Source organism: Boudabousia liubingyangii (genome assembly GCF_001907245.1).
Lineage (GTDB): Bacteria > Actinomycetota > Actinomycetes > Actinomycetales > Actinomycetaceae > Boudabousia > Boudabousia liubingyangii.
Genome location: NZ_MQSU01000003.1, coordinates 14268 through 37987 on the forward strand (window position 1 = coordinate 14268; position 23720 = coordinate 37987).

Below are 23720 nucleotides of genomic sequence, written 5' to 3' on the forward strand. Positions count from 1 at the left end.
CTTCCATTACTGCGAGCCCCGAGTGACCCCGCGGGGGTGACCCCAGACCTCACCCCAGGTCACCCCCGCACCAAACCTTCTGAACCCAAAAACCCACAGCACCAACTACAACCCAACAAAGCCTCCAGACCGCCTCGGATCCACTGACTAAAACCAGTACTCACTGACAGAAAACCGCCATGAGAACCAAACACTTCAACACTCCCTCCAGTACCCAAGGCAAACGCTACCGCCGCACCCTGCTCGCCCTCGCCCTAGCCGGCAGTCTGTCCCTAAGCGCCTGCGGGGTAGGGGCCAAAAATAGCCAAGGTGAAGCCGCGCCCACCAGCAGCCAAAGTACTAGCGTCGGCAGTGCCCAAACCCCAGCAAACGGAACAGCTGAAGCAGGTGGGAAAAGTGGGGAAGCGGCCTCGGCCCAAAATGACGGCACGCCCGCACCCGACCCGCGCGCCCTAACCGGCGTCAGTGAAGTACCCGAACTACCAGACCCCACGCCCATCGCCGGGAACTACCCGCAAAAACTGCCCGTCACCCTCAAAGACTTCAACGGCAATGACATCACCATCAAAGACACCAGCCGCATCCTAGCGCTGGACATTTACGGGACGCTCAGCCGGACCGTAATCAGCCTAGGATATGGGAAAAACCTAGTCGGACGGACCATCTCATCGGTCGAAAAACAACTCGCCGACCTGCCCATCGTCACCCAAAACGGACACAACCTCAACGTTGAAGCCGTCCTGAACCTCAAACCCACCCTGATCATTGCCGACCGCACCATTGGCCCGCCCGAAGCCATACAGCAGCTGGCCGCCGCGGGCATCCCCGTCTACATGGTCGACCCCGTCCGGCACCTAGAAACCAACGGGCAACTGATCAAAACCGTCGCCCAAGTGTTGGGCGTGCCCGCCGCCGGTGAGGCCCTAGCGCAACGCACCGACCAAGAAGTCGCCGCCGCGAAGGCCAAAATCGCCAACTGGGCACCCAAAGAACCCATGCGCGGGGCCTTCCTATACGTGCGCGGCAAGGCCGGAATCTTCTTTATTCTGGGTTCCGAGGATGGCGCCACCGAACTACTACAGGGTGTCAGCGCGAAAGACGTGGCCGGGGAAAACGGCATTAAAACCGTCTCACCCGCCAACCCTGAAGCCCTAGTGAAACTAAACCCGGAAGTCATCTTCGTAATGAAAGATGGCCTGCACTCCACCGGGGACCTAGATGGATTCATGTCCCGACCCGGAGTTAAGCAGACGATTGCCGGGCAGAAGACTCGCCTGATCTCCATCCCGGATGGGATCTCCCTATCCTTTGGGCCGCAAAGTGGCCAGGTGCTGGAGTTGGTGGCCCGGGCCCTCTACGGCGTGAAGTGATGCGCGTCGATACCAAAAACGCTGGCGAAGGCAAGGCCGTGGGTGCCGAAACTAAAAGCCCCCGCGAAGGCAAGGCCGTGCGCACCCAAAAAGCCACCGCTGCGAATAACGGTCTGGCCCGTCGACACCGGGCCCGCCGGGTCACCTTCACCCTGCTGATCATCCTGCTGGTGCTGGCCGTGATTGCCTCTGCTGCGCTAGGCCAGTACTACGTTTCCATCCCGGACGTGCTGGCCGCCCTGGGCAAACCCCTAGGTTTAGGGGCCGGCCCGGGTGACCCCATGGCCAGCAATATCCTGTGGAATATTCGCTTCCCCCGGATCGCCCTAGGGCTGCTGGTGGGGGCCGCTTTGGCGACCTCGGGCGCGGTCATGCAGGCCGTCTTTTCAAACCCACTGGCTGAACCGGGCATCGTGGGTGTTTCCTCCGGTGCGGCCCTAGGGGCATCCTTCGCGATCGTCACCTACCCCATGGCCCTAGCCGGTTTTGCTGTCCCCCTCAGTGCCTTCGCGACCGGCCTTGGGGCGGCCCTGCTGGTGTACGTGCTATCCCGCTCCGGCGGGCAAGCCCAAGTGGTCACCCTGGTGCTAACCGGTATTGCGGTCACCGCGGTAGCCAGTGCGCTGACTGCCGTAGCCACCTACATGGCCCCCTCAACCGCGCGGGACCAGATTGTCTTCTGGCAGCTCGGCTCCCTGGCCGGGGCCTCCTGGACCCACGTCATGGCCGTAGGCGTGATCGTCCTACTGGGACTGATCTGGGCACAGCTGATTAGCCGCCAACTAGACCTACTAGCCCTAGGGGACCGGGCCGCCGGACACCTAGGCATCAACGTGGGGCTAATCCGCATCTGCGCGATTACCCTTTCCGCCCTACTGGCAGCCGCCGCAGTCGCCTATGCGGGCGTGATTGGCTTCGTGGGCCTAATCGTTCCGCACCTAATGCGTCTAATCATTGGCCCCGCCAACCGCTACCTGATTCCCGCCGCCCTACTGGGTGGGGCCCTGCTGATCACCCTGGCGGACCTGGTCTCCCGCAACCTGATCCCCTTCGCGGACCTACCCATCGGGATCTTCACCGCGCTGGTCGGTGGCCCCACCTTCTTCATCCTGCTGCGACGCGGCCTGGCCCACCAGAAATAAGGAAAGGCAAAATGAAGGAAAGTAAAGCAGCCTCGGAACTGGGCCTGACCGCCTCGGAAACAAGTCCGCAGCCGAAACCCAGCCTCAGCGCCCAAAACCTACGCTTCGCCTACGGGGACAAAGAAATTCTGGCCGGCCTAGACCTAGAAATCAAAGCCGGGCAAGTCCTGGGCCTACTGGGACCCAACGGGGCCGGAAAATCCACCCTCCTAGGGGTCCTGTGCCGGGACCTCAACGCCACCTCTGGCCAGGTTCTGCTGAACCAAAAACCGCTAGCTAGCTACCCGCAAAAAGAACTGGCTCGGCAGCGGGCCGTCATGCCCCAAAAATCCGAATTCCCCTTCGCCTACCTGGCCCGCGACATTGTCGCCATGGGCCGAAACTGCTGGGAAAACACCGAAAAAGCCGCCCTCAACGAAACCCTAATCGACCGGGCCATGGCCGAAACTGAGGTCACCCACCTAGCCGAACGGGACATCACCCACCTATCCGGCGGTGAACAAGCCCGCGTCACCCTAGCGCGCGTCCTAGCCCAAGACACCCCCATCGTCTTCCTGGACGAGCCCACCGCCGCCTTAGACATTTCCCACCAGCAGCGCACCATGCAAAGCTGCCGGAACCTAGCCGCCCAAGGGGCCGCGGTTGTGGCCGTCATGCACGACCTACAACTAGCGGCCGCCTACTGCGACCAACTGTGCCTACTGTCAGAAGGCAAAATAATCGCCCTGGGGACCCCCAAAGAGGTCCTCCAGAGCGATCGTCTATCTGAAGTTTATGAATGGCCCATTCGCGTCCTAGAACTACCGGACGGCGAACTGGTCATCCTCCCAGAAACTCACTTGCGGTAGTAACGCTGCCAAGCCCAAAGCAGGGCAAACATCACCACAGCCAGCAACACAAAGAGGAAACTAGGAACGCCCGCCAAAGCAGCCATCACCTTAGTTTCAATCTCCAGCTGAGTCCCCTCAGACATGATCTGAGGCAGGAAGTTATGACCGTAGGTGAAGAACAAAACCACACCCAGGATCACGAACAGGATGCCAGAGAAGAACGCACCCTTAGTGGTCCAGCGGCCCAGCACCTTCATGGGCTTAGGCTTCAAGAAGCCCTTCGAACCCAGGTCCAAGGATTCCCAAAGTAGCGACAGGATCACGATCGGGGTAGCCATACCCAGGCCGTAAGCGATCATCATGAAACCGCCCGCCATGGGGGAGCCGCCCAAACCGGACATGCCCAACATGGCACCCAGGATCGGGGTAGAACAACCCACGCCCGCCAGGCCATAACCCACACCCAGGCTGAAGATCGCCAAGGGGTTCACGCGGGAAGCCGAGGCCGTATTAGCCGCCGAGGACGCGGTCTGCGTACCCACACCAACTTCCGTTTTTGCGCGGCCCGCCGCGGTAGCACGAGTGCTGGTACCGCCTAGGGCAGCCGCGTCCTTCTTAGCGCTGGCCCGCGGGATCGCAGTAGCACCTAGGGAAACGCCAGAAACTAGGCCTACCTGGCCGTTCTTAGCGGCCTTACCACTGTTTTTGGCGGAACCTAGGGAGCCCGTGGGGGCTGCTGAAGCGCGGGCGGTCTTTTTACGCCCAAAGTGGGGGATGGGCAGGGCGAAAGCCTGCCACAGGCCCATGATGATGACCAGCACGGCCACCACCCGGGTTAGGGTGCCCTGGTGTTCACGCAGGAAAATACCTAGCGAACCCATGAGGAAGCCCAGCGGGGCCAGGGCCACGATCAAACCGAGGGTAAAAATCCCGGAGCGAACCAGTAGCCCGCGGGGGCCGGCCGCGGCATACGCCAGGAAGCCGGGAAGCATGAGGGCAGCGCAGGGGGCGAAGAGCGTCAACAGCCCGCCCACGAACGCAATAGTCAGATTAGGAGTCAAAACCTAAAGCCTTATCTGTGTAGAGGAAAAGTACGATTGGACAAACTAAACCGGTAGGGCCCAGGTTAAACTGCCGCCCTACCGGCGAAAAGTTGCTTACTTCTTAGCGGCCTTGAGGCGATCCTCAATGGTGTTAATGAAGTACGGGGTGGGGTAGGCGCCAGAAATAAAGGCGTCGTTCACGATGAATGCCGGAGTACCGGTAATGCCCATCTGCATGGCCTTATCGGAGTCGGCCTTTACGGCCTCGGCAATCTTCGGGTCGTTGTAGTCAGTCTTGAACTTTTCAAGGTCCGGAACGCCAGCTTCCTTCGCAATGTTCATGACGATGCCGTCATCGTAAGTGGGGTGGTTGCCCTCACCGGCTGAATGGTAGGCGGCACGGACAAACTCCCAGAACTTACCCTGACGGGCGGCCGCGCGAGCACCGCGGGCACCAAGGTCAGAGTGGTAGTTGGAAGCGAAGATGGACAGGTCGTTCCATTCGATGCGGATCTTGCCTTCTTCCGCGTACTTGCGGATCTGGTCGAAGGAGTCCAGCTCGAAACGAGTACACATGGGGCAGGCGAAGTCTTCCCACATGCTGAACACCACGGGGGCATCCACGGGGCCTAGGGCCAAGGGATCGCCCTCTTGGCGACGAGGTAGAGACATGGCTAGTTCGCGAGTCTTAGCATCTTCAATCGGTGCGGCCTTCTGCGGAGGCGTGTTTTCTTCTTCTGCCGGAGGCTGTTCTTCAGCAGTTGCCTGGCCGGCCGGCGCAGTAGTGGCCGGGGCGGGGGCAGGTGCGGCCGTTGTGGGGGCCGTAGCGCGACCAACAAAGAAGGAGATCGCGGCAACTAGGATCAACAGGACACCAACAAGGGTGGGCATCAGCCAGCGCGGTGCTTCCGGTCGAGGAACATTAGATTTCGAAATAGTCATTGCGCCAGTTTATCCTAGGGACTATGGGCCCAGTAAGGGGTTTTCCCGTGTATTTCACCTCAAGCGGATAGGGGAATACACAAGAAAAATGGGAATATGACCCCCGTCATAAAGGTGAGCCACAAAATTGGGACCTATCAGGCCACCCAGCGCCTCAAGCTAGGCCACCCAGCAACCCAAGCTAGGCCACCCAGCAACCCAAGCTAGACCACCCAGTACCCCAAGAAGGCCGCGGCCACCGCCAACACAAACTGCGAGGCCCAAAGTGCCAGGGCGCGCCCTCGTCGACGATCAAGCGCCAAAGACAGGGCATCAACCATCGCGGTCGAAAAAGTCGTAAACCCAGAAAGTGCCGCACCCACCAGAGGCGCCCAAATCCAACCCCACCCGGCCGAGGACGCGAACACCATTCCCGAAATAAAGGAACCCAACACGTTAACCGTATAAATACCCATGGTCATCGACCCGGGCACCTCACCTAGTCGGGGAGAGCGGGAAATCAGGGTACGAACCGAAAGATCCAAGCTGAAACGCAGCATCGCACCCACCGAGCCGGCCAGACCCAGCAGAATAATGTAAACGAAGGGATTCACTGCTGATCCCCTTCCGTGTAGGGGTCTTCCACAAACTCTTCAAGCTCTTCCACTTCCTGCGCCTCAGTCATGGCCCCCAGGCGTTCTTGCCGGGCCGCTCCCAGACGCCAGCCCGCAAAGGCTGCCGCGAAACCGACCACCAGGATCACTGCCGCCCACAGCAGGTAAAAAACCCACAGTCCGTGAGTGCCCCCGGACTTGGCGGGCAATAGCATCATGGTCGCTAAAGAACCATAGGTCGTAAAAGAACCACACATGCCGGTGCCAAAAATCGTGCGCGTGCGGGCCGAAAAACGAGTCGCAGAACCCACCAGGAACCCCAAAACTAGGGCGCCTAGCGTATTTACGGTCAACAGGTAAAGGGGCGTCGCGGAAAGCGCGGGGGCCGTCAGCTGGTGGACTAGGGTGTGCGCGCCCTCGCGCAGAATCGTCCCCAAGAAGCCACCGGCACCCACCAGCAGACCGTCCTTTATAACCTTGTTCACCCTTCCAGCATAGCGGGCTTTAGCACTGATATAGTTGCAGGCGATGCTAGATTCACTTTTCACCCAGATTGCACTGCTTGCCGCCCAGCCCACCAGCTGGATTGGCGACATCATGCACTACTTCCGCAACGTAGACGAACTACTGTTAGCGCTAGGCCCCTGGATGCTGGCCATCACCTGCCTGATGGTCTTCATTGAATCCGGCGTCCTATTCCCCTTCCTACCCGGTGACTCGCTAATCTTCACCGCCGGCCTACTGCACATTCAGCTGGGCCTGAACCTGTGGTGGCTGATGCTAGCCGTGTTCGTGGCCGCCTTCCTAGGCGACCAAATGGGCTACTTCCTGGGGTATAAATTTGGGCGACGCTTCTTCAAAGACGACGCGCGCGTCCTAAAGACCGAATACTTGCATTCGGCCGAGGCCTTCTTCGATAAGCACGGTGGCCCCGCCCTAGTGCTGGCCCGCTTCGTGCCGATCGTACGCACCTACGTGCCACTAGCCGCCGGCATCGCCAAGTACGGCTACTCTCACTTCATCCGCTGGAACGTGATCGGGGCGGCCGCTTGGGGTATGGGCCTGACCTTCCTAGGTTCGCAGCTAGGTGGCGTGGCCTTCATTCGCAACAATATTGAGTTGCTGGCCATGCTGATCATCTTCGTTTCCGTCCTCCCGATCATCATCAAGGGCTACCAGAGCTGGCGGAAGAGCAAACAGCAAAAGACCGCCATTGGGGCGCCGGAATCCTCCGCTAACCCCGAGTAAGCGAAAAGCTAGAACCAGCTGGGCACTATTGAGGCACTAAGAACCGGGTAAAAGCAGGGGAATGAAATGAGACGCGCAGCAGCACCGGCCAACCGACAGATCCGTCTGCTTTTGGTGCTAGCGGCCCTGCTGAACTGCACCTGGATTCTAGCCATTTGGCTGGACCCACAAGTCCTGCACCACGACCGGACTTTCCTCTCTGACCTGGCCGCGAACACTAGGCCCACCGGTTACCTATTCCGCCTAGCTGACGCGATGGTGGGGGTGTCGGTGCTATTGGCCGGGATTCTGTTGATCACCATTATCCGCACCTCCCAGACCGCAGGGAACTATCTAAAATCAATGGCGGCTGTGGATGGTGACCAGGCGCAGGCCGCCTACGAAAACTGGCTGGCGCAACCTCAGGCACAAAAACACTGTCAAGACGTTGAGCTAGGCGCCTACCTGAAGGGTGCCAAGCTGGCAGCCGGTGGACTGATCGCCTTCGGGGTGGGCACCATCGGAGCCGCATTCTGGCCCCTATCGTGCACGGTCGCCCTAGATCAGGGTTGCCGTCGAGCCGACCTAGACCTCTCCCTACCGTTTACGGACTTCATGCACGCGGGGACCTCTGCGATCGCGCAGATCGGCATGTTTGTGGCCCTGGCGGGGCTACTTTGGGGCTTTAAGGAACTGGGCCGCTTCCAGCAGGTGGTTACAGTTTTGACCCTGTTGGGGATCATCTGGGCCAGTATTACCTCAGTTTTCCCGCAGGTTCCTATGGGGTATTCCCAGATCGTCGGGGCCCTAATGTGGAGCCTACTGCTGGTCGTTTACCCTTACCCGCTGCTAACCAAAGCGCGGGCTCATCACAGGCGCCCGCAAGGGGAGGCTGGAAGCCAAGGCTTAGTGGGAGACCTTGAAAGTCAGCGCCCGCAAGGAGAGGCCCAAAATGGCTAAGGCCGCATCCGTCAGGGCCGCCGAAGATAATCCCGAAGGTGCCCTAGAAATAACCCCCGAGGTTGCGCCCAAGGCTACCCCCGAGGCTACCCCCGAGGCTGCGCCCACAATTGTCCTAGTAGGCGGCCTTTCGGTCCTACCGCGCGAATGGAAACCCCTGCTGGACCGCCTATCCGGTAAGCGCCGCACCGTGATTGTGCCCCGTTCCGTTTTGACGGGGATCCCGAACCCGGCGCCTGCGGACCGGGACCAAGAAGCAGCTAACGGTACCGAAATACCCCAGGTACCGAAACAGCGTGCCGATTGGGAACAAGAAATCGAAGCGATCCGTCGCGTCATGGCGGCCGAAGTAGAAAAAGGTGGCCCCGTGACCCTAGTCGGTCACTCTACCGGCTCACTCTTGGCCGAGGGTGCCGCCCGCCTCTACCCCGAACTGGTAGGCCGCCTAGTCATGATTGACGGGACTATCCCGCTGGGTGTCCGCCGGGGCGCCTACACGCAACTGCCCGTCAGTGAAGCCCTAGCCAAGGGCACTTCAAAGGTTCTGGTTCTGGCAGCCAAGGTGGCCACCAGCAAGCCCCTACGTCCCCTGTTCGCGCAGGTGCTGCGCATCGCGACGCTCACTCGCGGTCATCACGGGCAGGAAGCCAAAGAACTAGCGGCCGCACTGTCCCACCCGGAAGTGGCCATGCAGGCCGCTGAAGAGTTTTTCTCTGACACCATCTGGGCCGTACGTTTATCCCAGCTGCAAGAACGACCCCTACCCGCGCGGGTAGAACCCATCATTGCCATTGGCAGCAGCATCCCCATCGGGCTGGTGCAGCGCTGGTGGAGTGCCTGGTGGCGGGATCGCGCTAAGGCCCTGCGGCAGCAAAGCGTTGATCAGCCGGGCCCCGATTCCCTGGTGGTAGTGCACGGGCTACCGCGCTCTACCCACATGGTGATGCTCTCCCGCCCCAGTCAGTTGGGCCGCATCCTGCGTCGCCCACCAAAGGGACCCGCCCAAGATTTGGGCTAAAAAGTTTGGGCTGAAAAGTTTGGGCTAGAAGGTTTTGCCCAAGGGGCTGGCGAAAAACGCGGCAAAGACTACTTAGCGTCCCGCTCCAGCGAACGCAGACGCAGGGAGTTCAAAACTACGGCGACGGAAGAGAACGCCATGCAGGCGCCCGCAATCATCGGGTTCATCCAACCCAGCATCGCTAGCGGAATGGCAATCAGGTTATAGCCAAATGCCCAACCCAGGTTCTGCTTAATATTCCGCAGCGTGGCACGGGAAATACGCACTGCAGCGCCCACAGAGGTCAGGTCCGAACGCACCAGGGTTACGTCGGCAGCTTCCATGGCCACGTCAGTACCCGAACCCATGGCCATCCCAAGACCACGGTTACCAGCCTGAGCCAGCGCGCCCGCGTCATTAACACCGTCACCAACCATGGCCACCACGCGGCCCTGATCCTGCAGAGCCTTCACCTGCTGCTGCTTATCAGCCGGTAGGACCTGCGCGATAACCCGCTCAATGCCCACCTGCTTTGCTACCGCGTCGGCCACGGACTGGTTGTCACCGGTCAGCAGGATCGGTTCCATACCCAGTTCCTTGAACTGTTTAATAGCCTGGGCCGAGGACGCCTTAACCGTATCCGCGACCGCGATAGTACCCAGCGCCTGGGCTTTATTTTCGAGGTTTAAGATCTGTTCTACGTCAACCTGAGAAAGCGGGGTAGTGGCACCCGGCTGGGAAGTACCGGCAGAATTGGCATTACCGGCTGACTGGGCTTGAACGCTTGACGTTGCGTTTGCCTGGTTGCCCTGAGTGGCCGCCTGAGCGCCACCCTCCAGAGCGGAAGACAATACCTTTGCCTCATAGCCGGCCTTAATGACCGTATCCTGCAAAACCTGCGGATCTAGGTCTGCCGGAGCATGAACCTCAGCAGAGTTAGTTGCTAGGTTGACTACCGCGCTGACGCCCGGCAGCTTACCCAGTTTCTTTTCCACGCGACCCACACAGGAAGCGCAAGTCATACCCTGCACGTCCAGTTTTACCAACTGGGTAGCGGGCTTAAAGTCCACAGCGTCAACCTCGTCACCAGCTTTATCGGTGGCATCGTCCGCCTCAGTGTTAACCGAAGCGGCAGTACCCGCAGTCAAGCCAAGGTCCGCTAAGTTAGCGGAAGCTACCGCCACCAAAGTGGCATCCACGGCCTCGGCCGGAGTCAACTGAGAAGCCGGCACGCCCGTCAAAGTGGCAATCCACTCCGGGCGACCCGCAAAGAAAGCGCGACCCGAATCCGAAACCGTAAACACGCCCCGACCCGGCAGGTTCACAAAATCAGCAACCTGGCCAAAATCAGCGGGCACAGACGAAGACTGCGAAATCGCCTTCGCAATCGGGTGCTCAGACGGGCCCTCAGCAAAAGCCGCCGCTGCCAACAACTCAGCCTCAGAAACCTGAGCCAAAGGGTAAGCCTGACGGACCGACATCTCACCGGAAGTCACCGTGCCCGTCTTATCCAAAACGATCGTATCCAGATTATGGGCAGCCTCCAGCACCTCCGGGCCGCGCAACAAAATACCCAACTGGGCGGCACGACCAGAACCCACCAACAGGGCCATCGGGGTAGCCAAACCCAGCGCACACGGGCAAGCAATCACCAGCACCGAAACCGCCGCAGTGAAAGCGCCCTGAACGCTAGAACCAAAGACCAGCCACAGGATCAGCGTCAACAGGGACAACCCCATAACGACCGGCACAAAAACGCCCGCCACCTTATCGGCCAGACGCTGCACCGGAGCCTTACCAGCCTGAGCCTGCTCAACCATGCGGCCAATCTGAGCCAAAGTAGTCTCAGAACCAACCCGGGTAGCCTCCACCCGCAAAACGCCAGAAGTATTCAAAGTCGCGCCGGTAACCTGATCGCCCTGAGCGACCTCGACCGGGACGGACTCGCCAGTAAGCAGGGAAGCGTCAATCGCAGAAGTACCACGCACAATCACGCCATCGGTGGCGACCTTCTCACCCGGGCGGACCACAAAAACGTCACCCACCTGCAGTTCAGAAGCCGGAATCACGCGCTCAGACTCACGCCCGGAAGCATCCACCTCCAGCAGGGTCGCGGTCTTCGCCCCCAAATCCAGCAGGGCCCGCAAAGCGCCCGCCGCCTGGCGACGAGCCCGACCCTCCGCATAGCGACCAGCCAGCAAGAAAGCGACCACCATCGTGGCGCCCTCGAAATAAATATGGGCGTGAGCATCCGTATTATGACGCGGGAAGAAGGACATGGACATACGCATGCCCAGCTGGCCCGCACCGCCAAAGAACAGGGCCCAGAAAGACCAAAGCGTGGCCGCTAAAACACCCAAAGAAACCAGCGTATCCATGGTGAATGCCCCATGGCGCAGGTTCTTAAAAGCCGGCTTATGGAAAGGCCAAGCACACCATGTCACCACCGGTAGGGCCAGTGCGGCCACCACCCACTGCCAGCCCCAGAACTGCCAAGCGGGGATCATTGACAGCAACATGACCGGAATGCCCAATACTAGGGAGACGATCAAACGCGGCTTTAAAGACTGTTCATGCATTAGCAACCACCAAAAAACTCAAAAAATACGCCCGACTCACTCAGGTCAGCACTGGCCTTCCCAAGCAAAGTCGGGCAAAAAGAATAACTAACCCCGGACTACGTAACTATCCCGGGAAACTTAAACTCTTCCCAGAAACGGGGTAAACGCGAACTGAAGCTCAGGCGTCGCGACGAATCGCGGCTACCTCGTAACCAGCTTCATCAACCGCAGCCTTCAACAGGTCATCGGAAACGGGCTCCGTGACCACGACAGTCACAAGTGAAGGGGTTTCCTTACGAAGAATGACATCAACATTGGCAACGCCCGGAATTTCAGCCAGTTCTTCACGTACGTGAGCCACGCAGTGAGAGCAGGTCATGCCAGTAACATCTAGTTCCACGGTGCGATCGAAATCGGCCATTTTAATACTCCCCAAAAATCAGTTCCCGCTCCCATTTGAGAGCCGGATAAAACAACTCGTTTTTTAGATTAACGCGCGCATGGAACAGAAAATAGGGGTTTCACCCTAGGGGAAAGCTGGAATGTAATCTAACCAACACCTAAAGAAAAATGACTACCCGCGTTAGAATAAAAACCTAAAGCTAAATCAAAACTAAACCCAAACCAGTAAATCCTAGGATTCAACGACGAATCCCACGCGGCCCACGAAAACGAGCATGATAACCCGGCAGGAGGTGACAAGTGGCCAGAGAAATCAAAGAAACCCGCGACATTGGCTGGACCCCCTGGCCCAAACAGAGCCTCTCTGAACGCACCTTCCGCTCCGTCACCAGCCGCCTAGCGCGACTACCGGAATACCAAGAAAAAGCCAAGAGCTTGCCACCCATCCTAGGGATCGGGGCGCGACTAGGTGCCTCCGTCGCCGAATCCACCGTCTCCGTGATCCCCATCCTGCCCAAGAGCTGGTCCGAAGCCATTGGCACCCGCGCTGACGAACGCTGGGCCGAAGGCATCGAAGACATGCAAGAGTTCTTCTTTGACCGACCCTGGCTCTACGAAACCGTGGTCCACAGTATTTCCCGCGCCGCCGGCCTAGGGGCCTGGACCGTCAAAGAAATCATTAACCTGCTGGAAGGTAACATCACCAACCGGCAAAAACGCCAGCGCCTCCAAGAGATCAAAGAAGCCGTCCCCAGCACCGGGTACCGCAGTTTCATGAAGGCCTACCTGCTGGTCGCCACCGCCCTTGGTTATTTCCGAGGGGGCAAAGTAGAAGTCCGCAAAATCTGCGTAGACGGGGAGTTCCTGCCCGTAAAGTTCGTTCCCCCGTTCGTGCGTACTAATACCTTCGATGACCCCCGCAAGGACGGACTGTGGGCAGACACCAACAATCCTGAGCATCCCCTAGGGAAAATGGGGGAGCCTAAGAACCCGATCCTCCTTGAAGGCCGGGTCCCTTCCCCCATGCCGGTGAACTTTGAAATGCGCCGCCTAGACCCGCCCCAAACCCTGGCAGACGGGATCGCCGATATTGACGACCTCTACTGGTCTTCCGGCGCCGGTATGGTTGTTAAGGTTGTCAAAGTTGGCGAGGGGGCCCGCCGCCGCTGGATCGTGATCGTGCCCGGCACTGACCACATGGCTCCTATCACCATGGCTAACCCGGCCGATACCGAATCTAACGTCCGGGAAATGTTGGGCCTGCGTTCAGCCGCCCGCGCCGGCGTCGAACACGCCATGATCAAAGCCTTCAACGAGGCCGGCATCCGCCCCGAAGAACGCCAAGCTGAACGCGTCCTAATGATTGGCCACTCCCAAGGTGGCGTCACCGCGCACGCCATGGCCGCCGACCCGAGCTGTGCCATCAACGTCACCCACGTCTTAACCATCGGTTCGCCCTCGCGCTCCATAAAGCTCCCCGAGGATGTTTGGAACGTCAGCCTTGAGCACACCCAAGACATGATCCCCTGGATGGACGGGGTCCCCACCGAGTTCATTGACGACCGCATTCGCGTCATCCGTGAATTGGAAAAACCCCAGTCGAATCCGCTCTACTATGCGCACTCCACCGGTACCTACCTAGAAACCGTGAAAATCCTTGAGGCTCGCACGCGCCAAAAAATCACCGACGCGGCGCGCGGGGGACAGCCCCTAGACCGGACCGGTCGCGCGGTCCTAGAACTCATGACCATGCTGCCCGAACCGGAAGAGCCCGTTACAACCATCCTTTACGAGGTTGCCCAGCACGTCCTCCCCAAAAAGAACCTACCCGCCATCTCCCCGAAAAAAGGTCTAAGAAAATGAAACCCTATAACTCACGCTTTCACGGAAAACCCAGTGACGGGCCGGGATGGAAAAACCCTCTAGTCTGGGGTGCCGCAGCCTTGGGGGCCGCGGCCTCGGCGGCGGTCTTCCGCCTAAACTCACGCACCCAAAGTGACGCCAAAAATAAGCTGGAACAAAAAATCATGGGCCTACCCGGGGTCGTGGACGTAGCCGTCCTAACCCGCCGCACCATGACCACCTACCGGATCCAAGCCCAGGTCCAAACTGACCTAGACCCGCAGGATCCTAACTTGAAAGCACTGGCCGAGCAGGTCCTGAAAACCGTCTGGGATCAGGCCCAAACCGGCCCGGCCGCCATTGACCTGCAGGTCCGTTCCAATGATCCGCAAGCCCCGCTGGTGACCAGTAAAGACCTAGATTTTGAAGCCGAGATCGCCTACCCCCATGAGGTCTTTGACCGTCTAGGGGCCCCGGCCTGTGACCCTGACTGGCGCCCATGAGCATGCCGCCACCGGCGGACCCCAAGTTTTACCGCGGGTCCTACGAAAATCCCATCGAGGTCTATCTGCGTCGACGTCGACACCATCGAAACCTACGCCGCGCAGCCCTAGGGGTGGCTTTAGTGGCCGCGCTAATCCTAGGGAACCAAAACCTGTGGCCTGACCTAAGTAGCCTGGTTGGGGCGGGACAACTACCCCCAATGCCCAGCAGCTCCAAGAATGTGGGCGGCCGAACCATGGGAACCCCGGGAGCGACCTCGGATGGAGAAATCCTAGTACCCGCCCATGTTGACGCCCGGCAAGCCCAAGAGATCGCCCAGCGTATCGAACAGTACGCCACGCCCATCCAGACGCTGCTTACGAATGCGGGAGAATGCCCCGAAGCTCCGGTTACGCAACCGCAAGACCTTGACTCCTTTATTAACACCTGGAATGACTCACGCCGGCTGGTGGGGCTTAAGCCCATCACCGCCCTAGCGGCAAATCACCCCGCGTGGAAAGACCTGAGTGAAGGCGGAATTTCCCTAGCGCGCTCTTTGAAGATCAGCCACGGCCTAGTGCCCGCCAAGGATTTCAAGTGTCGGACTGTGGGTGGTGCCAAAGCCACCTACCGGGCTGATATCAACTACCGGCTACTAGCGGGCAGTAGCAATGTCATGCCCCTGGTGAACCAAAAGAGCCGCGAGAACCTGCCCCGCGTCAGCTACGAACTAATCAACTTCCTTGATGATGACGGGAAGAATAATGAGAATGTCGGACACCGGATCGACATGCTGGACCCGACCCTAGATAAGACTGCTGTTTCGGTGCTGGCACTGCTAAATACGGGCGAGGTTGAGCAGGTTTCCAAGATTAGCGGCTACCAGTTCCCCAAAGACAACCTGGGCTATGGGTTCGTGATTTCTTCTAGCGTGAATGCGCTGACGCAGGTCCGCGAAACCGATGATCAACAACTCTCTGAGGCGGCCCGCGCGGCCTACCCGGGGGAAACGCACCAGTTTGAGAACCTCAGGTCCGCTCCGCCGCAGATCGCCTGGCCGGCTGCGGGGTATGTGCCCGCCAAACTGATGCCGGGAGCTTTAGACGTCCCGGGATTTGAGCGGACTGATCCGGGCCGCTGGTCCCTGTCCGTACGCGATCAAAATCCCAGCCTGTTTGTGGACGCGAAGGTGGAGGTCTGGGAAGAAAACACCTTCAACGGTGAGGCGCATAAGCTTCCACTGCAGTCTGAAACCCCGGTTAACCCGCTGGCTGCCAATCGTTTTGGCTACCCGACAATCACCTTTAAACCCTTGCCGCTTGACCACCCCGGCTTTACTAAGCTGCCCGTGGATACGGTAAAGGTATTCCGAGTTCGCGTGACCACCAAGGATGGGCACAGCTGGCAGTATCCGGTAAAGACGTTCTCGCGCCTAGAAACTTTCCAGGCCCCGAAGTTAGAACTGCCCGAGGTGATTGCGGAAATGTCAGAGGCTGAGCATCAACAGTTACCGTTTAAGCTGACGGGGACGGCCGGTACTGATTTTGGTTTGGAGCTTTCCCGGGCGGGAACCAGTGCTTTCTATCCGCTGTTCCATGGCGCATGGGACGGTCGCATGATGGGTACCGAGTTGGAGGAAGAAATTAGTCTTACTGGGGTGGCTTTGCGTCCGGGGGACCGGGTGCGCATGTGGGCCCGAAACGATCAGGGTGAGTCTGCGGTGATTGCCGTGGTAAAGGGTAAGTAGGCGCAGGTTTTTGGCTTGAAAGCTTAGGCTTGCGGCTACTGTGAAGATGAGCTGGCCTTAGTTCGTAGGACCTACTTTTCTGTGTTATGGTTTTGTTATGACTGTGAGTGAGACCGCAAAAAGTTTCTTTGAGAACGACCCTGCCGCTGCCAAAATCCCGGAGCTAACACTTGCTACGGGCGCCAAAATCCCCCAGTTTGGTTATGGCACCTACAAGGTCCCGCCAGAGCAGGCCACCGACCTGGTTCGTTCTGCCCTGCAGCTTGGCTACCGTCATATTGACACTGCCCAGATGTACCACAATGAGGCACAGGTAGCTGCCGCCCTACATGAAGCCATGGATGCGGGCGTAAAACGGGCGGACCTATTCGTCACCACCAAGCTCAATAACGACTTCCATGAGCCCGAGGACGCGCACCGCGCCTTCGATAAGTCCCTAGACGACATGGGCTTGGATTACGTGGATCTGTTCTTGATTCACTGGCCGGTTCCTAAGTTGTATGACGGTCGCTATGACCGGACTTGGCAGGCCATGGTGGAGATTTTCAAGAGCGGCCGCGCGAAAGCGATTGGCGTTTCTAACTTTGAGGCTCACCATCTTGAACGCATTATTGACGCCACCGATTTTGTCCCGCACGTGAACCAGATTCAGGTACACCCGTATTTCCGTGAGGATGCCCTGCGTGAGTACTGCCGAAAGCTGGGAATTGTGGTGGAAGCCTGGGCGCCACTTTCCCGGGGCGATATTGTCAGTGATGAACTGGTCGTGGCGCAGGCTGAACGACTAGAACGTACGCCCGCACAGGTCGTCTTGCGGTGGGCGCTAGAGCGTGGTGATGTCATCTTCCCGAAGACCACCAGCCCGCAGCGGATGCAGGAAAACCTGCAGATTTTCGACTTCGAATTGGATCAGGCTGCGGTTGACGCTTTGAATAGCTTGGACAAGGGCGAAGAGGGCCGGACCGGTTCGCATCCTGACGAAGCGAATTTCCTTGGCCGCTAGCGAAATCACCCCTAATAGACCTTTAGTCCCGTCCGCAAAAACTGTATAACAAAAGCGAAGGAGGCCACACTAATGGCAACCACCAAGAAAACTGCTGCTAACCCAGTAAAAACCACCCCCGCCCCCACCCCGGCGGAACTCGTTAAGGAGAACAACATGGCAGAACCCAAGAACCGACCCGAACCCGTAAAGGCTGTTGCGGTCAAGGACGCTCCCGCGGATGCAAACAACCGTGGCACCACCACCATCGCTGATCAGGTAGTTGCTAAGGTTGCTGGCCTAGCAATGGCTGAAGTTGACGGCGTTTACGCTGTTGGTGGCGGTTTCTCTCGCGCACTGGGCGCTGCCCGTGAAGCCTTCGGTGCTTCCCGCAACGTTACCCAGGGTGTTTCCGTTGAGGTCGGCCAGAAGCAGGCCGCTATCGACCTAACCCTAATCGTCGAATACCCCTACCCGATTCACGAGGTTGCCGAAGCTGTTCGCCGTTCCGTCCTCACCAACGTGGAAAACATGGTGGGCCTAGAGGTCGTTGAGGTCAACATTGACGTCACCGACGTTCACGTCCCCGGCGTTGACAAGGAAGAAGAAAAGAAGGCTGCCGAAGCTCCCGCACCGGCCCCCAAGCCTGAAGAAAAGAAGACTGAGGAGCCTCGAGTCAAGTGAGAAAGTCTACGGAACTAGCGATTTTAGGCGCCATCATCGGCGTGGTCATTGTGGTCTTCCACTGGTGGTCACTGCTGATTGGTTTGTTTGCTGCGATCGGTTACCTAGCTGGACGCCACCTAGAAGGCACCCTTGATTTCAAGGCTGCCTGGCGCGCACTAACCGGTAACGTACAGACCACGTCATTCTGATAAAGATGGACACTAGCGCCAAAACTGACGCTAACCGTTTACCTGGACACACCTCAGTGGCAGCACGCGCCATGAACAACACCGTGCGTGCTGCCACCGCAGAGGCCTTTGAAGTGCCCACCGCCGCGGTCAGCGTCTCAATGCAACAAGATGAAGCACCCCTACATGTGCGGGTAACTACGGCCCTGCCAGATAAAGCCCTAGCTTCGGGTACCGATCTGGTGACCGTACTAACCACGAAGCGTGCTGCCCTGCAGCCGCGCCTAACCCACCTGCTAGGTGCTGAAGTTGGAACACTAGATCTGACAGTGGCTTCTATCTACCACCCGCATGAAAAAGAAGTCACTCCCACGCAGAGGAATCGTGTCGAATAATGACCCAAAATCCTAAGGTCGACAATCCCCAAGAGTCCCGTAACGCCACGGAAGGACCCCACGTTGGTTACATTTCCCGTCGCGCGACGCACTCTTCGCGAGCATTTACTGCGGTAGTTATTAGCCTGCTACTACTGGCCGGCAGCGTTTACCTACTGATTGAATTAACGCTAGCTACCCTGGGCTACCAGCCGCTCTTGGCAACGCCCGAAAAAATGCTCAACGACATTCCCGTCATTGGCCGCCGGGTCATCTACCCTTGGCTGGCGGTAGGTGGGATCGCCGGTGCGATCTTAGGCATCATCTTCCTCATTAAAGCTCTAGCTCCCGGCTCCCTAGGACGTCACCGCATGGACGCGAAGCGTGCCGCCGTGATTGTCGATGACCAGGTCATTGCCTCGGCTGTTTCCGCCGCCCTACGCAATGCTGCCGGCCTAGGCCAGGGACAGGTTTCCACCAGTGTGGATCGCACCCACGTGATCGCCACGGTCACCCCGCACGCGGGCCGTGAACTGGATCGGGAACTACTGCAACAAACTCTTAAAGAAACGGTTGCGCAGATGGAACTCCTGCCCAAGGTGAAAACCAAGCTCAACCTGATTACCCCTGAGAAGGAGTCCTGATGCGTCACTATCCACGCGCCTGGAACCGCATCCTCGCTTTCTTTACCGGACTGCTAATGCTAGTCATCGGGGTGGGCCTATCCCTCACCCAGCTTTGGCCTGCATTCAACACTCAGTGGGAAAAATACGGAACTCAGGGCCTAGACCTGCTCAAGGAAGGCCTGGATCACTCTAGGATCCCCGGCTCTGAACTCTCATGGATCCACGTGGGCGTCTTTGCCCTGTTGATCATTGCCATTATCGTTTCCCTGGCTACCATCTTCGGCCAGTCCGGCGGTAAAACCAAGCACACGCTAAGCTTCTCCAGCCCGGCCCTGGACGGTTCGGGCGGCACCAGTGGTTCAACCACCCTAACCACTAAGTTCATTGAACAGTACGTGCAGGACAAGCTCCAGTCTGAGCCCACCATCAATAGCGTGAATGTTTCTTCTTGGATGGTGAAGCGCAAGAATGGTTTGCTACTGCGCGTTCGCCTAAACACCGGCGCTTCACCCGCTGCTGCATATCGTAGGATTGATATGCTAACCAAGGACCTCGACCGTTTGTTGGGCCAGAGCATTCCGCTTATGGTTCGACTTTCCCAAGGAGGGACCATCGCAAAGAGCTTCCAGTCAGCTCCGCGCGTTAGCTAGTCACCGACTGGGGTAGACCCGTGAATAATGAAGAAACTATCCCGCCCTTTGACGATGATGTCATTGTGCGCATGCCAGATGGCACGCTAAAACAGCGTAACCCCCTATCTGGTACCCAGGTTTGGACCGTCCCCGGGCGGGGTCACCGCCCCCTGTCAGTCCCGGCCACCAACCCGCAACCCCTAGGGCCCGGCGCAAACTCTCACACCTGCGCCTTCTGCGATGCCCGCTACCTAGATACGCCCCCGGAAAAGTCCCGTCTAGTCCGTGACGTTAGCGCTCTGGGCGAGGTCGCTTGGCGCCAAATCGACGAGGTCCGCCCCGACGAGGTCAACCGGACGCGCGCCGAATTCCGCCGCGTCCCCAACCTGTTCGAGATCGTCTCTTACGCCTACTGGGCACAGGGCTATGGCCACGAACCCTCAGAAGCCCAACGCCGCCGCATGGCCGAATACATTTCGTCCCCCGCGGGTTTTGACCACGTCGTCCAGATTGTCACCACCCGCATGCGTGCCTCGGGCGTGAGCGAAGAAAAGATCGAATCCCTTTCTGAACCAGAGATCCTGTCACAGGCTTACTCTTACTTCTGTGGTGGTCACGATGTGATTATTGCGCGTCGCCACTACGTCGATAACGCCACTAACGATACGCAGTTGGCATCCTCTGGGACGCTTACCCCGGAAGAGCACCACCAGTACATTCGCTTCACCATTGACGCGATGAAGGACCTGTACCAGCTGGATAAGCACGTGAAGTACGTGGCCACCTTCCAGAACTGGCTCAAGCCCGCCGGCGCCTCTTTTGACCACCTACACAAGCAGCTGGTAGCAATCGATGAGCGTTCCGTCCAGATCGATGCCGAACTGGCCCGACTACGCAAAAACCCGCATATTTACAAGCAAATCCTGCGGTATGCGGCCTCGCGCGGACTAGTGTTGGCACAGAACGAGCACGCGGTCGCCCTGGCCGGTTTCGGTCACCGTTTCCCCACCGTCGCGGTTTGGCCCCTGGGTCCCGCGAAGGAACCCTGGGAATACACGGACGAGGAAGTGCGCTCCGTTTCCGACCTACTACACGCCATGCACGCCGCGACCGGCGCGGAGGTGCCCTGTAACGAAGAGTGGTACCACTGCCCGCCCGGTAAAGCCAACAAGGTGGGCATGCGCTGGCGCATCCTGCTGAAGTGGCGTATTTCGACCCTAGCGGGCTTCGAGGGCGGTACTCGCATCTACCTAAACACCCTAGACCCGTGGATGATCCGTGAGCGCGTCGTTAACTCCCTGCAGGAGCTACGCCAGGCCTCTAATGAGGCGGAAGAACGCGGCGAACCGCGCCTGATTGCCCCCATGTTGATCGGGAAGGAATGCAAGGTCACTCCCGATATGTTGGACTAGAGGAACTGTTATTAAATCGTGCTTCGAGCGGATAGTAGCTTGCTGTTTTAAGCAAGATTAAGAAAGCTCTGTTTCAAATTTCCGGGAAACCCATCTCGACTGTATTTCGTCTGGGTGAAACCGAGAATTCATTTTCGACTAAAGAAATAACTTTCTTTATCCAGCTACTTCCAGGCGATACTGATTTTAGAATGAATGCCATCATAAGGAGTGTTCCGTATAGTCGTTCACTCTGGCTTCTAGGAAGCGAGTCGAGGCTTGGGATAGTTCGAAATGCATTAGTGGATGCCGGAGTAAAGTGTCGATTCCATAAGCGTGAATGGTGGGCACAAGTATTACGAACGACGGTAAATTGCTCGCACCAGCGAGCCAGTGGATCTTGACGGTAATAACTCTTTTTTGTGGAAGACATAAGTTTTTCAGGATTCACTTTTAGGCCTAAACCTTCAGAGATGAATCGTTGATCCTCCAGTAGAAGGCCATCGTAGAGCTGCGATAGGTCAGAGAAGTCTAAAACATCGGCTAGAACCCAAAAAGGATAATCATCGTAATGTTCATCGTAGTGTTTTATTGCAGCGCTGCGTTGTTTAGCTCGTTCAACTCGACCCCGGGTAGTTTTTAGCCATGATTCATGATCAAAGGATTCACGGAAGAGGTTCGGATCTTGATACGAAAGCGGACCCTTGTGGATGAGAAGTTCACCTATTCGCGCCCGTAAAGTAACTTCGATTCTTTCCATTCCGTCATGGATGAGGGTTCGAAGTTTTCTGTCAAACTCGTATAGTTTTACGATTTCTTCGAATGTGGTACCGGGCTTAAAAGTGTCTAAACGCTTCGGGTTCTTGGGGCTGTAGTTGGGCTCGAGCATACGGTTCCCGTACCAGTATCCGGAAAGCCGATAGTAACTCACATTTTTAAGCCATTGTTCAGCCAGCTGCTCATCGACTTCCATGCCGCGTTCTCGTAAGATGGCTAGCTGTTCTGCGAACGTGGTTGCGCGTTTTAAGTTACCCAAGTCCGGTTCTCCCTAAATAGAAATCCAGCCCGTACTCAGTAAAACTGAGCCGGGCCGAACTATTAATTTAAGTATAGGACAATCCGATATGATGTCCAGAGCGCATCACTGATTTAGTGGAAAAGATTACGCTTTCAAGAAGGAGAGGAGTTCCTTCGCCAAACCGGTGTAGGTGGCGGGGGTTAGGACCAGAAGGCGAGCTTCGACTTCCTCGGGCAAGCCGAGGGTGCCAATAAAGTCGCGCATACCTTGGGCGTCCACGCGGCGGCCTCGGGTCAGTTCCTTCAAGCGTTCGTACGGGTTTTCTAGGCCCTGCACGCCCGCGATCGCGGCGGTACGCATTGCCTGCTGAATAGCCTCACCCAGGACCTCCCAGTTGTGGTCTAGGTCCACGGCCATACGGTCCGCGTCCACATCCAAACCGGCCAAGCCGCGGGACAGGTTATCCAAAGCCAACATGGAGTGGGCAAAAGCAACCGAAATATTACGCTGCATAGAAGAATCGGTCAGGTCGCGCTGCAGACGCGAAGTCACCAGGGTACTGGCCAGCACGTCCAGTAGCGCGCAAGAAACCTCAAGGTTAGCTTCCGCGTTCTCAAAACGGATCGGGTTGACCTTGTGCGGCATGGTGGAAGAACCGGTGGAACCCTGCGCGGCTAGGTTCTGCTTGAAGTAACCCAGCGAAATGTAGGTCCACACGTCGGTGGCCAAGTTGTGCAGGATCCGGTTCGTGCGGGCCACGTCCGAATACAGTTCGGCCTGCCAGTCGTGGGATTCAATCTGGGTGGTCAGCGGGTTCCAGGTCAGGCCCAAGTGCTCCACGAACTCGCGGGCTAGGGTGGGCCAGTCAGCCTGGGGGACAGAGACGTAGTGGGCGGCAAAAGTACCGGTGGCCCCATTAATCTTGCCCAGGTATTCGGTGGCCTCAATGCGCTTGAGCTGGCGGCCAATACGGTGAGCCAGAACGGCCAGTTCCTTACCCAAGGTCACCGGAGTGGCGGCCTGACCGTGAGTCCGGGCCAACATGGGCACATCCGCATTATCCTGCGCCAACTGTGCCAGCTGCTGCTGTAGGGCACGGGCAGTGGGTAGCCAAACCTGCTGGACAGCACCCTGCACATTCAGGGCATAAGCCAGGTTGTTAATGTCTTCAGAAGTGCAGAAGATGTGCACGACCTCGTTAAGTTCAGGCAGTTTAGTACCCTCACCTAGAGTCTGCGGGGCGGCCTTCAAGTGCTCCTTGAGCAGATATTCGACGGCCTTCACGTCGTGGCGGGTCTCTGCTTCAATCTCAGCTAGGCGGGAAATCTGCCGGGCCCCAAAGTCGGTAACGGCGGAACGCAGGTAGGCGACCTCGTCATCTGAAAGGGTGGGGGCGCCGGGTAGGACCTGGTTGTTTAGCAGGAAGATCAACCATTCGACCTCGACCTGGAGGCGGGCGCGGTTCAGGGCGGCCTCGGACAGGTAGTTGATGAGGGGAGCAGCCTGTGCCCGGTAGCGGCCATCCATGGGGCCTAGGGGGAGGGGCGGCTCTACGGCAGCTAGATCAGTGAATGCGGGCTGGGAAACAGACTGGGTCATGCGGGTTACCACCTAGGTTGGGAAGAATTCAGCCTAACGGTGCCGATTCTATCACTCGGGAACCACCCCTGACTTTCCGACTTTGTCCCGCTGGGAGACAGATTG

General features: G+C 58.2%; 24 protein-coding genes. 16 read left to right on the forward strand and 8 right to left on the reverse strand.

Annotated features, from left to right (window positions below; all coding sequences use genetic code 11):
- Positions 1-179: 179 nt before the first annotated feature.
- From BSR28_RS04720 to BSR28_RS04730, 3 genes are read left to right on the forward strand one after another with little or no spacing between them, the layout of a single operon-like run.
- The gene (locus BSR28_RS04720; RefSeq protein ID WP_083563067.1) at positions 180-1370 is read left to right on the forward strand and encodes a heme/hemin ABC transporter substrate-binding protein; all 1191 of its coding nucleotides are present in this window, start codon (positions 180-182) and stop codon (positions 1368-1370) included.
- Positions 1370-2512: a FecCD family ABC transporter permease gene (locus tag BSR28_RS04725; RefSeq protein WP_083563069.1), complete on the forward strand. Its 1143-nt coding sequence runs from the start codon at positions 1370-1372 to the stop codon at positions 2510-2512. Before BSR28_RS04720 ends, BSR28_RS04725 begins: the two co-directional genes overlap by 1 nt.
- A gap of 11 nt (positions 2513-2523) precedes the next feature.
- Positions 2524-3360, forward strand: coding sequence for a heme ABC transporter ATP-binding protein (locus BSR28_RS04730; RefSeq protein ID WP_083563072.1), 837 nt, complete (start codon positions 2524-2526; stop codon positions 3358-3360).
- Here BSR28_RS04730 and BSR28_RS04735 read toward each other — a convergent pair.
- From BSR28_RS04735 to BSR28_RS04750, 4 genes are all read right to left on the reverse strand, one after another.
- Positions 3348-4403, reverse strand: coding sequence for a cytochrome c biogenesis CcdA family protein (locus tag BSR28_RS04735; protein WP_073709682.1), 1056 nt, complete (start codon positions 4401-4403; stop codon positions 3348-3350). The two genes, BSR28_RS04730 and BSR28_RS04735, sit on opposite strands and share 13 nt — an antisense overlap.
- Positions 4404-4499: 96 nt before the next feature.
- The gene (locus BSR28_RS04740; protein WP_073709681.1) at positions 4500-5327 is read right to left on the reverse strand and encodes a DsbA family protein; all 828 of its coding nucleotides are present in this window, start codon (positions 5325-5327) and stop codon (positions 4500-4502) included.
- 203 nt (positions 5328-5530) lie between these two features.
- Positions 5531-5920: a fluoride efflux transporter FluC gene (locus BSR28_RS04745; RefSeq protein ID WP_073709680.1), complete on the reverse strand. Its 390-nt coding sequence runs from the start codon at positions 5918-5920 to the stop codon at positions 5531-5533.
- Positions 5917-6405 carry a fluoride efflux transporter FluC gene (locus tag BSR28_RS04750; protein WP_073713499.1) on the reverse strand — a complete coding sequence of 163 codons (489 nt, stop codon included), beginning with the start codon at positions 6403-6405 and terminating at the stop codon, positions 5917-5919. Before BSR28_RS04750 ends, BSR28_RS04745 begins: the two co-directional genes overlap by 4 nt.
- A gap of 43 nt (positions 6406-6448) precedes the next feature.
- Between BSR28_RS04750 and BSR28_RS04755 the strand changes: the two genes are divergently transcribed.
- The 3 genes from BSR28_RS04755 (at position 6449) to BSR28_RS04765 (ending at position 9125) form a co-directional block, all read left to right on the forward strand.
- Entirely contained in the window at positions 6449-7168 is a 720-nt protein-coding gene (locus BSR28_RS04755; RefSeq protein WP_083563074.1) for a DedA family protein, read from the forward strand.
- A gap of 66 nt (positions 7169-7234) precedes the next feature.
- Positions 7235-8107: a DUF998 domain-containing protein gene (locus BSR28_RS04760; protein WP_073713500.1), complete on the forward strand. Its 873-nt coding sequence runs from the start codon at positions 7235-7237 to the stop codon at positions 8105-8107.
- Positions 8100-9125: an alpha/beta fold hydrolase gene (locus BSR28_RS04765; RefSeq protein WP_073713501.1), complete on the forward strand. Its 1026-nt coding sequence runs from the start codon at positions 8100-8102 to the stop codon at positions 9123-9125. Before BSR28_RS04760 ends, BSR28_RS04765 begins: the two co-directional genes overlap by 8 nt.
- 68 nt (positions 9126-9193) lie before the next feature.
- Here the strand turns inward: BSR28_RS04765 and BSR28_RS04770 are convergent, their stop codons facing one another.
- Together BSR28_RS04770 and BSR28_RS04775 are read right to left on the reverse strand one after the other, a co-directional pair.
- Positions 9194-11683: a copper-translocating P-type ATPase gene (locus BSR28_RS04770; protein WP_073713502.1), complete on the reverse strand. Its 2490-nt coding sequence runs from the start codon at positions 11681-11683 to the stop codon at positions 9194-9196.
- A gap of 160 nt (positions 11684-11843) precedes the next feature.
- The gene (locus BSR28_RS04775; RefSeq protein WP_073713503.1) at positions 11844-12086 is read right to left on the reverse strand and encodes a heavy-metal-associated domain-containing protein; all 243 of its coding nucleotides are present in this window, start codon (positions 12084-12086) and stop codon (positions 11844-11846) included.
- A 281-nt stretch (positions 12087-12367) separates the two neighbouring features.
- Here BSR28_RS04775 and BSR28_RS04780 point away from each other — a divergent pair, with 281 nt between their 5' ends.
- The 10 genes from BSR28_RS04780 (at position 12368) to BSR28_RS04825 (ending at position 21019) form a co-directional block, all read left to right on the forward strand.
- A complete protein-coding gene (locus tag BSR28_RS04780; protein ID WP_073713504.1) occupies positions 12368-13930 on the forward strand; it encodes a PGAP1-like alpha/beta domain-containing protein in 1563 nt (520 codons plus the stop codon).
- Positions 13927-14412 (forward strand): hypothetical protein, encoded by a 486-nt coding sequence (locus tag BSR28_RS04785; RefSeq protein WP_073709672.1) that lies wholly within the window; start codon positions 13927-13929, stop codon positions 14410-14412. Before BSR28_RS04780 ends, BSR28_RS04785 begins: the two co-directional genes overlap by 4 nt.
- Positions 14409-16139 (forward strand): hypothetical protein, encoded by a 1731-nt coding sequence (locus BSR28_RS04790; protein ID WP_143237587.1) that lies wholly within the window; start codon positions 14409-14411, stop codon positions 16137-16139. Before BSR28_RS04785 ends, BSR28_RS04790 begins: the two co-directional genes overlap by 4 nt.
- Positions 16140-16236: 97 nt before the next feature.
- Positions 16237-17142, forward strand: a complete 906-nt coding sequence (locus BSR28_RS04795) for an aldo/keto reductase (RefSeq protein WP_073709670.1) — start codon at positions 16237-16239, stop codon at positions 17140-17142.
- 72 nt (positions 17143-17214) lie between these two features.
- On the forward strand, positions 17215-17805 hold the full coding sequence (locus BSR28_RS04800) for an Asp23/Gls24 family envelope stress response protein (protein ID WP_083563077.1): 591 nt from the start codon (positions 17215-17217) through the stop codon (positions 17803-17805).
- Entirely contained in the window at positions 17802-17996 is a 195-nt protein-coding gene (locus BSR28_RS04805) for a hypothetical protein (protein ID WP_073709669.1), read from the forward strand. Before BSR28_RS04800 ends, BSR28_RS04805 begins: the two co-directional genes overlap by 4 nt.
- A 5-nt stretch (positions 17997-18001) precedes the next feature.
- Positions 18002-18370, forward strand: a complete 369-nt coding sequence (locus BSR28_RS04810; RefSeq protein ID WP_073709668.1) for a hypothetical protein — start codon at positions 18002-18004, stop codon at positions 18368-18370.
- Complete coding sequence (locus BSR28_RS04815; protein WP_073709667.1) at positions 18370-18993, forward strand: DUF6286 domain-containing protein; 624 nt, start codon at positions 18370-18372, stop codon at positions 18991-18993. Before BSR28_RS04810 ends, BSR28_RS04815 begins: the two co-directional genes overlap by 1 nt.
- Complete coding sequence (locus tag BSR28_RS04820; RefSeq protein WP_073713506.1) at positions 18993-19625, forward strand: hypothetical protein; 633 nt, start codon at positions 18993-18995, stop codon at positions 19623-19625. Before BSR28_RS04815 ends, BSR28_RS04820 begins: the two co-directional genes overlap by 1 nt.
- Before the next feature lie 71 nt (positions 19626-19696).
- Positions 19697-21019, forward strand: a complete 1323-nt coding sequence (locus BSR28_RS04825) for a DUF4921 family protein (RefSeq protein WP_073709707.1) — start codon at positions 19697-19699, stop codon at positions 21017-21019.
- Positions 21020-21092: 73 nt separating this feature from the next.
- Here BSR28_RS04825 and BSR28_RS04830 read toward each other — a convergent pair whose 3' ends face one another.
- Both BSR28_RS04830 and purB read right to left on the reverse strand, forming a co-directional pair.
- Complete coding sequence (locus BSR28_RS04830) at positions 21093-22034, reverse strand: Abi family protein (RefSeq protein WP_233120614.1); 942 nt, start codon at positions 22032-22034, stop codon at positions 21093-21095.
- 126 nt (positions 22035-22160) lie between these two features.
- Complete coding sequence (purB, locus tag BSR28_RS04835; RefSeq protein WP_073713507.1) at positions 22161-23615, reverse strand: adenylosuccinate lyase; 1455 nt, start codon at positions 23613-23615, stop codon at positions 22161-22163.
- Positions 23616-23720 lie beyond the last annotated feature (105 nt).

Excerpts from the sequence above, each read along its gene's own strand:
- BSR28_RS04790 (WP_143237587.1), top strand. The coding sequence starts at position 14,409 with ATGAGCATGCCGCCACCGGCGGACCCCAAGTTTTACCGCGGGTCCTAC.
- BSR28_RS04760 (WP_073713500.1), top strand. The coding sequence starts at position 7,235 with ATGAGACGCGCAGCAGCACCGGCCAACCGACAGATCCGTCTGCTTTTG.
- BSR28_RS04820 (WP_073713506.1), top strand. The coding sequence starts at position 18,993 with ATGCGTCACTATCCACGCGCCTGGAACCGCATCCTCGCTTTCTTTACC.
- purB (WP_073713507.1), bottom strand. The coding sequence starts at position 23,615 with ATGACCCAGTCTGTTTCCCAGCCCGCATTCACTGATCTAGCTGCCGTA.
- BSR28_RS04800 (WP_083563077.1), top strand. The coding sequence starts at position 17,215 with ATGGCAACCACCAAGAAAACTGCTGCTAACCCAGTAAAAACCACCCCC.
- BSR28_RS04765 (WP_073713501.1), top strand. The coding sequence starts at position 8,100 with ATGGCTAAGGCCGCATCCGTCAGGGCCGCCGAAGATAATCCCGAAGGT.
- BSR28_RS04785 (WP_073709672.1), top strand. The coding sequence starts at position 13,927 with ATGAAACCCTATAACTCACGCTTTCACGGAAAACCCAGTGACGGGCCG.
- BSR28_RS04815 (WP_073709667.1), top strand. The coding sequence starts at position 18,370 with ATGACCCAAAATCCTAAGGTCGACAATCCCCAAGAGTCCCGTAACGCC.
- BSR28_RS04740 (WP_073709681.1), bottom strand. The coding sequence starts at position 5,327 with ATGACTATTTCGAAATCTAATGTTCCTCGACCGGAAGCACCGCGCTGG.
- BSR28_RS04770 (WP_073713502.1), bottom strand. The coding sequence starts at position 11,683 with ATGCATGAACAGTCTTTAAAGCCGCGTTTGATCGTCTCCCTAGTATTG.
- BSR28_RS04725 (WP_083563069.1), top strand. The coding sequence starts at position 1,370 with ATGCGCGTCGATACCAAAAACGCTGGCGAAGGCAAGGCCGTGGGTGCC.
- BSR28_RS04795 (WP_073709670.1), top strand. The coding sequence starts at position 16,237 with ATGACTGTGAGTGAGACCGCAAAAAGTTTCTTTGAGAACGACCCTGCC.
- BSR28_RS04720 (WP_083563067.1), top strand. The coding sequence starts at position 180 with ATGAGAACCAAACACTTCAACACTCCCTCCAGTACCCAAGGCAAACGC.
- BSR28_RS04825 (WP_073709707.1), top strand. The coding sequence starts at position 19,697 with ATGCCAGATGGCACGCTAAAACAGCGTAACCCCCTATCTGGTACCCAG.
- BSR28_RS04730 (WP_083563072.1), top strand. The coding sequence starts at position 2,524 with ATGAAGGAAAGTAAAGCAGCCTCGGAACTGGGCCTGACCGCCTCGGAA.
- BSR28_RS04775 (WP_073713503.1), bottom strand. The coding sequence starts at position 12,086 with ATGGCCGATTTCGATCGCACCGTGGAACTAGATGTTACTGGCATGACC.
- BSR28_RS04810 (WP_073709668.1), top strand. The coding sequence starts at position 18,002 with ATGGACACTAGCGCCAAAACTGACGCTAACCGTTTACCTGGACACACC.
- BSR28_RS04755 (WP_083563074.1), top strand. The coding sequence starts at position 6,449 with ATGCTAGATTCACTTTTCACCCAGATTGCACTGCTTGCCGCCCAGCCC.